Source organism: Devosia sp. (assembly GCF_036676215.1).
Lineage (GTDB): Bacteria > Pseudomonadota > Alphaproteobacteria > Rhizobiales > Devosiaceae > Devosia.
The window spans coordinates 1-9,944 of record NZ_JAKFDJ010000014.1 but is presented as its reverse complement, the minus strand read 5'-3'; the positions used below and the strand labels follow the sequence as shown (position 1 = coordinate 9,944).

10 protein-coding genes and 1 pseudogene are annotated in these 9,944 nt (G+C 63.9%); 7 read left to right on the top strand and 4 right to left on the bottom strand.

The window, feature by feature from the left end; genetic code table 11:
- The 3 genes and pseudogenes from V6M52_RS00845 to V6M52_RS00835 form a co-directional block, all read left to right on the top strand.
- Positions 1-264 (top strand): annotated as a pseudogene (locus tag V6M52_RS00845) (DUF3052 domain-containing protein); the annotation flags it as partial.
- Entirely contained in the window at positions 261-545 is a 285-nt protein-coding gene (locus V6M52_RS00840; protein ID WP_332698437.1) for a hypothetical protein, read from the top strand. The pseudogene V6M52_RS00845 and the gene V6M52_RS00840, both read left to right, overlap by 4 nt.
- Positions 546-593: 48 nt before the next feature.
- Positions 594-1,376 carry a succinate dehydrogenase iron-sulfur subunit gene (locus V6M52_RS00835; protein WP_332686840.1) on the top strand — a complete coding sequence of 261 codons (783 nt, stop codon included), beginning with the start codon at positions 594-596 and terminating at the stop codon, positions 1,374-1,376.
- A gap of 388 nt (positions 1,377-1,764) precedes the next feature.
- Here V6M52_RS00835 and V6M52_RS00830 read toward each other — a convergent pair whose 3' ends face one another.
- Positions 1,765-2,862 (bottom strand): hypothetical protein, encoded by a 1,098-nt coding sequence (locus V6M52_RS00830; RefSeq protein WP_332698434.1) that lies wholly within the window; start codon positions 2,860-2,862, stop codon positions 1,765-1,767.
- A gap of 87 nt (positions 2,863-2,949) precedes the next feature.
- The gene (locus tag V6M52_RS00825; protein ID WP_332698431.1) at positions 2,950-3,891 is read right to left on the bottom strand and encodes a DMT family transporter; all 942 of its coding nucleotides are present in this window, start codon (positions 3,889-3,891) and stop codon (positions 2,950-2,952) included.
- A gap of 292 nt (positions 3,892-4,183) precedes the next feature.
- On the opposite strand from V6M52_RS00825, the gene V6M52_RS00820 reads away from it, so the two are divergent.
- Positions 4,184-4,621 (top strand): hypothetical protein, encoded by a 438-nt coding sequence (locus V6M52_RS00820; RefSeq protein WP_332698428.1) that lies wholly within the window; start codon positions 4,184-4,186, stop codon positions 4,619-4,621.
- Positions 4,622-4,628: 7 nt separating this feature from the next.
- Here the strand turns inward: V6M52_RS00820 and V6M52_RS00815 are convergent, their stop codons facing one another.
- Entirely contained in the window at positions 4,629-5,558 is a 930-nt protein-coding gene (locus V6M52_RS00815; protein WP_332698425.1) for a tyrosine recombinase XerC, read from the bottom strand.
- A gap of 81 nt (positions 5,559-5,639) precedes the next feature.
- Between V6M52_RS00815 and V6M52_RS00810 the strand changes: the two genes are divergently transcribed.
- Complete coding sequence (locus V6M52_RS00810; protein WP_332698420.1) at positions 5,640-6,626, top strand: omptin family outer membrane protease; 987 nt, start codon at positions 5,640-5,642, stop codon at positions 6,624-6,626.
- Positions 6,627-6,638: 12 nt separating this feature from the next.
- On the opposite strand, the gene V6M52_RS00805 is transcribed toward V6M52_RS00810, so the two are convergent.
- The gene (locus tag V6M52_RS00805) at positions 6,639-6,830 is read right to left on the bottom strand and encodes a hypothetical protein (protein WP_332698417.1); all 192 of its coding nucleotides are present in this window, start codon (positions 6,828-6,830) and stop codon (positions 6,639-6,641) included.
- A 123-nt stretch (positions 6,831-6,953) separates the two neighbouring features.
- Between V6M52_RS00805 and V6M52_RS00800 the strand changes: the two genes are divergently transcribed.
- A complete protein-coding gene (locus V6M52_RS00800; protein WP_332685611.1) occupies positions 6,954-9,122 on the top strand; it encodes a primosomal protein N' in 2,169 nt (722 codons plus the stop codon).
- A 203-nt stretch (positions 9,123-9,325) separates the two neighbouring features.
- Positions 9,326-9,886 carry a F0F1 ATP synthase subunit delta gene (locus tag V6M52_RS00795; protein WP_332685613.1) on the top strand — a complete coding sequence of 187 codons (561 nt, stop codon included), beginning with the start codon at positions 9,326-9,328 and terminating at the stop codon, positions 9,884-9,886.
- The last annotated feature ends 58 nt before the right edge of the window (positions 9,887-9,944 follow it).

Below are 9,944 nucleotides of genomic sequence, written 5' to 3'. Positions count from 1 at the left end.
GCACCGGGCTATGATGTCATCCACCTCTTCACCAGTGTGCGGGCGGTGCTCGAGGCGCTGGCGCAAAGGCTGATGGATCTGATCGTCCGCGACGGCATGATCTGGGTGAGCTGGCCCAAAAAGGCCGCCAAGGTGGCGACTGACATCACTGAGGATGTGATCCGCGCCGTGGTGCTGCCGCTGGGGCTGGTCGATGTGAAGGTTTGTGCGGTTGACGCCACCTGGTCGGGCCTGAAACTGGTGATCCGGAAGGAATTGAGATGAGATTTGTCGCCGTTCTGGCCGCTCTGGGCCTCCTGACCGTTCCGGCACTCGCCGCGCCGACCGCGGCGCAGAAGGACGAGTTCTATGCCGTCTGCATGGGCATCGCCCAGGACCAGACGCTGTGCTCGTGCAAGGCCGATGCGGCGATGACGCTGATCGATGAGCGCTTCATGGGCGTGGTGATCGCCTCGATGAAGGGCCGCGCGACTGCTCCGGAAGACGCAGTGCCCTACAATACCTACGTCGCCAAATCGAACCAGATCTGCAAGCCGAACTATTAGGTTTTCGCGCCGGGTTGAGCGGCGCGCGTTGAAAAGGAAGACCGACCCATGGTCGAACTGATGCTCCCCAAGGCCGACCGGCCGACCAAGGGCAAGACCTGGCCCAAGCCCGCCGGCGCGACGCGGCTGCGCGAATATCACGTCTATCGCTATGATCCGGACCAGAGCGCCAATCCGCGCATCGACACCTATTTCGTCGATCTCGACGATTGCGGCCCGATGATCCTCGATGGCCTGCTGTGGATCAAGAACAAGGTCGATGCGACCCTGACGCTGCGCCGCTCCTGCCGCGAGGGCATTTGCGGCTCGTGCTCGATGAATATCAACGGGCTCAATACCCTGGCCTGCACCAAGGGTATGGATGACAGCTCGGGCCCGATCAAGATCTACCCGCTGCCGCATATGCCGGTGGTCAAGGATCTGGTGCCTGATCTCACCCTGTTCTACGCCCAGCATCGCGCCATCGAGCCCTGGCTCAAGACCACCTCGCCTACGCCGGAAAAGGAATGGACGCAGACGGTGCCGCAGCGCGCCAAGCTCGACGGGCTCTATGAGTGCATTCTCTGCGCCTGCTGCTCGACCTCATGCCCGAGCTATTGGTGGAACGGGGAAAAGTATCTCGGCCCCGCCGCTTTGCTGCAGGCCTATCGCTGGCTGATCGATTCGCGCGACGAGACCACGCAGGAGCGGCTCGACGACCTCGAAGACCCGTTCAAGCTCTATCGCTGCCACACCATCATGAACTGCGCCAAGGTGTGCCCCAAGGGCCTGAACCCGGCCAAGGCGATCGCCGAAATCAAGAAGATGATGGTCGAGCGCAAGGCGGCTTAGGCTACTTCCAGTAGACCTCGTGGTTCGACAAGCTCACCATGAGGTCTTTGATTGTCATGGTGAATATGACTGCACCTGCCAGGCCGCCCTCTCCCCTTGAGGGAGAGGGACGACATTTCTGCGTTCAGCAGAAATGTCAGGGTGAGGGGGCTGCGCTCCATGCTTTGATGGGTATGGATGACGCGCCTTTCGGGCTTAGCCCTCAAGGCCTTGGCCGCTAGTATCGCTCCACCGGAGCGATACTGCCCTTCGGGCCGCCCCCAAGCCCCTCATCCGCCCTTCGGGCACCTTCTCCCACAAGGGGAGAAGGGGGCACGGTGGACTAGGCACCCAAAAACAAAACGGCGGAGCTTTCACCGCGCCGCATGACTTTTGCTGGCGGTCTTGCTCAGCTCTGCGCGTCGATCAGCACAATAGTTCCCGCTTCATAAGCCGCCTTGCAGTCGGCGCTGTCGTGCTCGAGATCGCTTTCGAGCAGCACCGAGGCGGCGCCGGGGCCTTCGAAGCGCGGATCGTCGCAGCGGTCGTCATTGGCATAGTCGGAACTGTTGTCGCCGAAGTCGATGTCGCTGCTGTCATAGGGCGCGCCGGCGGCATATTCGGGCGAATAGACCGTGCGGATGGTCACCTTGCCGTCGGCTTCCAGGGTCTGGCAGTCGGTGGCGTCGCCCATCATGTCGTCGGTGAGCAGCTTCTTGTCGGTGCCTTCGCCCATGAAGCGCAGGTCGTCGCATTCGCCGTCATTGGCCCATTTGCTCCAGTCCCCGCCATAGTCGAAGGAAGCGACCGGGGCCGTGGCCGAACCGCCATTGAAGGTGGCGGTGCCCGCTTCCACCGCAGCGCGGCAGTCCGTGGCGTCATGGCCGATATCGGCGTCGAGCAGTTCGCTGGCAACGCCCGTGCCGGAGAAACGCGGATCGTCGCATTCCTCGTCCTTGGCCCATTCGCTGGTGTCGTCGCCATAATCGATGGCCGCGGTCTGGGTGTCGCCGCCGGTATAGCTCACCGTGCCGGCGTCATAGGCAGCCTGGCAGTCGGTGGCGTCCTTGAGAATATCGGCGGCCAGGGTTTCGTCGGCCGAACCGGTGCCGGCAAAGCGCGGATCATCGCATTCCCCGTCCTTGGCCCATTCGCTCGAATCATCGCCGAAGTCGATCTCGGCCGCGGTGGTGGCGACGCTGGTACTGCTGCCATCCTTGAGCGTCACAGTGCCGGCCGCGAAGGCAGCCTGGCAGTCGGTCGCGTCCTTGAGGATATCGTCATCAACCAGTTCGGCAGCGGTGCCGGTCCCCTCAAAGCGGGGGTCGTCGCATTCGCCATCATTGGCCCAACTGCTCGAATCGTCGCCGAAGTCGATATCGCTGCTGCTTGTCGTGGGCGCCGGGTTCTTGTTGTCGAGCTTCTGCGCCAGCGCCGGCGCGGCGAGCCCTGCGGCGAGCACCAGGCCCAGCAGTGCTCCCCCCAAAATCCTGTGTAATGCGTTCATCGGTTGTCCCTTCCCGGATGTGTGCCGCAAGTCGTCGTCGGACCTTACAGCGGCTTTGAGACGGCCAAAAGCCATTGTGGCGAAGAATCAGCCGAGCGCCTGCCGGGCCCGGCGTTCGGCTCGCGCGAACAGTATAGACCCGGCCAGCACCAGGGCGGTGCCCACGCCATGAAACAGGGTAAAGGGTTCGGACAAGACGATGACGGCAATGATGATAGTCACCACCGGCCCGAAGGCGGCGGTCGAGGAGGTGGCGCGCGCGCCGATGCGGGCCATGCCGGCATTCATCAGGAAACTGGGCAGCACCGTGCCCAGCACGCCCAGCGCCAGGCCATAGAGCCAGAGCTGCGGCGTCAGCGCCAGATAGCTGGCGGGACCGGCGAGCACCAGGTTCTGTGCAATGGCGCAGAGTGCCGCCGTCGACATGGCGATGCAGGTAAAGAGAGCCGAACCCAGCACCAGCATCTGCCGCTTGGCCAGGTGCTGATAGAGCGCGAAGGTAATGGCCGAGCCCAGCACCAGCAGCGTCCCCAGCACGAGGCCATCGGGGTCGACCGCCAGGTTCCAGCCAAAGATCACCAGCAGCCCGGCATAGGAGACCAGCATGGCCGGCACCACGCGCCAGACCATGCGGTCGCCGAAGAACCAGACGCCGAACAGCAGGACGAAGAAGGGATAGGTGAACAGCACCAGCCGCTCATATTGGGCGGTGATGTAGTTGAGTCCCAGAAAGTCGAGATAGCTGGAGAGGTAGTAGCCCAATATGCCGACCGCCATGCTGGCGATGACGGTTTTCGGGGTCAATGCCCGGCGCAGGCTGTTCTCGCGGCGCAGCAGGGTAACCAGAATGACCAGATAGACCGGCAGCGCCACGATCATGCGCAGGCTGAGCAGCATTTCGGTCGATACGCCCTGGCCATAGGCGAGCTTGATGAAGATGCCCTTGGTGGAAAACAGGATCGCCCCGGCCACGGCGAAGGCATAGCCGATCGGGTCGTTGGCGGGCTGGGTGCCGGCAATCGTGGACATGAGGCGGGTTCCTGAGCGGTCCCACCTCGCAGATCACCGGAGCGCCTGAAAGGCGGGCCGGAGAGACGAAGGGCTGGACGTCAGCGCTCGTTCCGGTCCCGAAGGGAGCCAGAAAGCCAGATCGCAAGAAGCAGGATCGCGGGCGAGTGCATGGATGTGTCGTAGCGAGCCGATATGAGGCTGACAAGTCCAACAAGCCGGTAACCGTTCGGTGGACAGGACCGGTGTCACGGCTGCAGTGAGATGCTAGCAATATGATAGTAGTCGCCGACACTGCGCAGGATCGAGCGCCATGCCTTGGTTGAAATCATACGGTCTGAGATTTGTCGAAGATGTCGCCGCTTTTGCTGGGGCCTGCCTGCTCAGTGTGCTGGCGGCTCTTCCCTTGGTTGTCTACAGCTTTGGTCCGTTTCTGGTATTTGCCTATGCCGCGATGCTGTTGCTTGCGGCAGCGAGCATTTTTGCCGTTGCCCTGGTGACGGCCATCCTCGACAGCTATCGCTGGAAGTTCCTGATCTATGTCGTGGTGTTGGGGGGAAGCATCTTTCTCACGCGCGACATCATGTGGAACGCCAAACATCCTCTCAGCGGCGAGGGACGAGCTGTCCTGCTCCACGTCCAGGTCGTCTTCGGTATGGGCATTTTCTACTATCTCGTACAGCGTAGAAGGATTGCCGATCGCCTGGCTGCAACGAGCACGACCAGAAACCTACCCGAGGCGGGTCCCTAATACCGCCTCAACCGCGCGGATGCGCCTTGCGGTAGCTCTCCAGCAGCCGGTCGGTATCGACGGCGGTATAGATCTGGGTGGTGGAGAGGCTGGCGTGACCCAGCAATTCCTGGATGGCGCGCAGATCGCCGCCCCGTCCCAGGAGATGGGTGGCAAAGGAGTGCCGCAAGGCATGCGGCGTGGCCGAGGGCGGCAGGCCCAGCGCACTGCGCAACTGCACCACCCGCAGCTGGATCAGCCGCGGCGACAGCACGCCGCCCCGCACCCCGCGGAACAGGGGCTCTTCCGGCCAGGGCTTATAGGGGCAGAGCTCGAGATAGAGTTCAATCGAGCGGCGCACCGCATCGATCAGCGGCACCAGCCGCACCTTGCCGCCCTTGCCGGTGACCCGCAGCGTCTGGGCTTCGAGGTCCCCCCGGGTCAACGCCAGCGCCTCGGCGATACGCAAACCCGCGCCATAGCAAAGCGTCAGTACTGCCATGTCGCGGGCGGCGACCCAGGGGCGTTCCTCCATATCCCCGGTCGTGGCGATGGTCTGGCGCGCCTCGATCACGGTCAGCGCCTTGGGCAGGGATTTGGGCAGCTTGGGCGTGCGGATGACATTGAGCGCTTCGCTCGTCACCACGCCCTCGCGTTCGAGAAAGCGGAAGAAGCTCTTGAGCGCCGAGAGCACCCGGGCCAGCGAACGCGAGCCGAGGCTGTCATTGCGGCGCTGGGCCATGAAGGCGCGGATGTCGGCGCCGCGCAACTCCCCGAGCGTGGTCAGTGTCACCGGCCCGCCGGCATGGCCCGCCAGGAAGGACAGGAACTGGTCGACATCGCGGCTATAGGCCTCTAGCGTATTGGCTGCCAGGCGCCTGACGGAGCCGAGCTCGCGCTGCCAGGCAGCGAGCTGGGCGCGGACGGCATCATCGGTGGCGAAAGCGGAATCGACCATTGCTGCAGTCTCCGGCCGCCATGGTAAACCCATCCTTAACCCGGACTGGCCAAGGTTCTTTTATCGAATGGAGGCGGTGTCATGAGCAGTTTTTCCAAGCCGCAGGCATTTGCTGCGGGCATGCTCGTGCTGGCTGCCTCTACTGCCGGCGCGGCAGCCCAGTCCCCAGACATGTGGGACGAGCAGCCGCAAGCGCTCAGCTATGCCTCACCCGACGATACGGTGCGGGTGGATGCCAGCATCGGCGCCATGTATCTGGAAGGCAATGAAAAGGTGATGGTGGGCAATTACACGCTCAGCCACCTGATCTGGCAGAGCACCACGCCGGTGCTGCGCGGCAGCATTGCCGCCGATATCGGCGCCGGCTTCAGCCTGCGGGCGGAAGGCAGCGTGGCCGGCTTCGGCAGCAGCTATATGGAAGACTATGACTGGACCAAGGGCGACGATACGTTCGACAACTGGTCCCATCGCAGCCAGCATCCCGATACCAATCTCGATCACTATTTTGCCGGCGCCGCCTCGCTGGGCTATGAGCTGGTCAAGGATGGCTCGGCCGTGGTGCGGGCGCATGGCGGCTTCAAATACACCGATACCAAGTGGACCGCCTATGGCGGCACTTATCTCTATTCCAGCAATGGTGGCTTCCGCGACCAGCCGGGCAGCATTGCCAATGGCGTCGCCGCCGCGACCTATCGGCAGCAATTTCCCGAACTGTTCCTGGGCATTGACGGCGAAGAGCATTACGGCAATTTCCGCGTTGGCGGCCTGCTGCGCGGTGGCATGACCTTCCTGTCCGTCGCCACCGATGATCACTGGTTGCGCAACCTGCGCTTCCTCGATCGGCTCTATGTGGCCCCCACCGTCACGGTGGGCATGGATGTCGGTTTTGCGCTGGGCGAGAATGCGGAGCTGACCCTGGCGGCGCGCTACGACCACATTTTCGAGCAGCGCGGGGATACCGAATATTACAACATCGCCACCGGTGCCCCGACCGGGGCTATCGGCAATGTCGCCGCCGGCGCGTTGCGCAGCGGCGAAATCACGGCGGGCCTCAAGGGCTCGTTCTGAGCGAGGTTGGGCCTAGCGTCCCCTGGGGGTAAAATCGGGCCGCTGGCTGGGCACCAGGCCCAGGTCGTCATACAGCCGCGAAGGCATTTCCTGCGGTATGCGCTGGCGCCGCAAAGCCTGTTGCAGCAGGGCATAGAGACTGGCCTTCTCGGCGATGGCAACCAGTTCGTCAGTGGCTGAAAGGCGTTCGATTGCCTGGCTCATATCGTCCTCCTGTACTTGATGGAGGAGACTAGCCCGACCCGCTGACAGAGCCTGTCAGCAGCCGATGGCTTTGGCAGAATCACTTGCGCTCCCTATGTTCGAATGCGAACAGAACGGGCACAAATGGAAGAGCGTCCAGACATCGTCGCCGTCATGGTGGGGGTCGCCGTCGAAGGCCCCTATAGCTACCGCATCCCGCCCGGCATGGTGGTGACGCGCGGCTCGATCGTTGCTGTGCCACTTGGACCGCGGCTGACGCTGGGCGTGGTCTGGGGGCCGCCCAAGGACATGGTGGCGCATAACCGGTTGCGCGACATCGCCCAGGCCTATGATGTGCCGCCGCTGAGCGAGGAATTGCTCAAGCTGGTCGAGTGGGTGGCGCGCTATACTCTGGCGGCGCCGGGGCAGGTGCTGCGCGCCGTGCTGCGCTCCACCGAGGCGCTGGATACGCCGAGGCCGGTCATCGCCTTCCGCCGCACCGGCCATGAGCCGGAAAAGCTGACGCCGGCCCGGCTGCGCGTGCTCGATGCGCTGATGGACGACATGGCCTGGCCCAAGGCGGCGCTGATCGGCGCCACCGGCGTTTCACCCTCGGTTATTGAGGGGCTGGAGCGGGCCGGGGCGGTCGAGCGGTTGGAAATGCCGGCGCCACCCGTTGTGCTGCCGCCCGATCCGGATGGCGCCATTGCGACGCTATCGGAAGACCAGAAGAAGGCGCTGGCCGAGATCACCGCGCTCGATCCGCACAAGTTCGGCGTCGCCCTGCTCGATGGCGTCACCGGCGGCGGCAAGACCGAGGTGTTCTTCGAGGCGGTGGCCGATACGCTACGGGCGGGCCGGCAGGCGCTGATCCTGCTGCCAGAGATTGCGCTCACCAATACCTTCATTTCGCGCTTCACCAAGCGTTTCGGCACCCGCCCGGCCGAATGGCATTCCGACATGACCCCCGCGCAGCGTGGGCGGGTGTGGCGCGGCGTACTCGACGGCACGGTGCGCGCCGTGGTGGGCGCCCGCTCGGCGCTGTTCCTGCCGTTTCGCGAACTGGGCATGCTGGTGCTCGATGAGGAGCATGACGGGGCCTACAAGCAGTCCGACGGCGTCAACTATCATGCCCGAGACATGGCGGTGGTGCGGGCGCATCTGGCCGATGCGCGGGTCATCCTCTCCTCGGCAACGCCGTCGGTGGAAACGCGCAACAATGCCAATGGTGGCCGTTATGCCCATGTGTTGCTGACCAGCCGTTTCGCCGAGGCGGCCATGCCCAATATCACCGCCATCGACATGCGGGTGGACGGGCCGGAAAAGGGCCAGTGGATCGCCCCGCTTCTGGCGCGCGAAGTGTTCGCGGCGCTCGACCGGGGCGAGCAGGCGCTGCTGTTTCTCAACCGGCGCGGCTACGCCCCGCTGACCCTGTGCCGCGCCTGCGGGCATCAATATCAATGCCCGGATTGTTCGGCCTGGATGGTGGAGCACCGCTTCCGGGGCGTCCTGATGTGCCACCATTGCGGGCATGAGATCCGCACGCCCAAAGTGTGCGGCGCCTGTGGCGAGGCCGATGCGCTGATCGCGGTCGGCCCCGGCATCGAACGGGTCGCCGAGGAAGCGGCGGCGCGCTTTCCCGATGCGCGGCGGGTGATTCTCTCCTCCGACATGGGCAGTAATGCCCAATTGCGCGAGCGGTTCAGCGAGATCGAGCGCGGCGAGTTCGATCTCATCATCGGCACGCAGCTGGTCTCCAAGGGCCACCATTTCGAAAAGCTCTCGGTGGTGGGCGTGCTCGATGCCGATCTGGGGCTGGCGCATGGCGACCCGCGGGCTGCCGAAAAGACCTTCCAGATCCTGACCCAGGTGGCGGGCCGTGCCGGACGGGCCTCCAAGACGGGCAAGGCGTTCCTCCAGACCTATCATCCCGACCATGCGGTGATGCGCGCCATGGTCAGCGGGGATCGCGAGGCCTTCTATGCCCATGAACTGGCGGCGCGCGAGGCCGGCGGCCTGCCCCCGTTCGGGCGGCTGGCGGCCCTGATCGTTTCGGCCAATGAGCATGAGGCGGCGATGGGCTTTGCCAAAAAGCTGCTGTCGGCAGCGCCGATGGCCGATGGCGTCAAGCTTTTCGGTCCGGCCGACGCCCCGATCGCCATGGTGCGCGGACGGCACCGCGTGCGGCTGCTGGCGCAGTCGGGCAAGGATTTCGACCTCAGCGGCTATGTGCGATTCTGGCTGGGCTCGGCGGAGAAGGTCACCGGCAATCTGCGCGTGCAGGTCGATATCGATCCGATGAGCTTCATGTAGGCTGCCTGCGACACTTTCGCCGCATTCGAATCCACCCCCCAAGCCTTGCAAGCCGCGCGGGCCTTGTGCTAGAGCGAGCGCGACTTTGAAGGGGTCTCCGGACGTCCCCTTTCCCAGACAAGAACAAGCGTCGGCAACCGCCCGGTTTCCTTGAAAGAAATAGGGCGGCGAAGCGGGCAGGCAACCAAGAGGGTGTAGCGGCATTGGCAGCGCAGAATTCAGTGCTTACCCAGATCGCCCGGCCATATGCGTCGGCGCTGTTCGACCTCGCTGCAAGCGAGAACCAGCTGGCATCGGTGGAGACGTCGCTTTCCGACATCTCCCGCCTGATCGGGGAAAGCGCTGATTTCGCGCGGTTCCTGCGTTCGCCGGTGATCACCGGCGATGCCAAGGCGCAGGCGCTCGATGCGCTGCTGGCCAAGGCCACCACCAATGGGCTGGTCGCCAATTTCCTCAAGCTCGTCGCCAAAAACGGGCGCCTGTTCGCGCTCGACGCCATCATCACCGGCTTCCGTGAGCTGGCTGCCAAGGCGCGCGGCGAGGTGACGGCCGATGTGACTTCGGCTGCCCCGCTCAATGGCGCGCAGGTTAAGGCGCTTGCCGCGACGCTCAAGGCCAAGATCGGCAAGACCGTCACGCTCAACCAATTCGTCGATCCGTCCTTGATTGGCGGCCTTCAGGTGAAGGTCGGCAGCCAGCTGATCGACAGCTCCCTCAAGACAAAACTCGCTGCGATGAAGATCGCCATGAAAGAGGTCGGATAATGGACATCAAAGCCGCGGAAATTTCTGCGATCCTCAAGGACCAGATCAAGAATTTCGG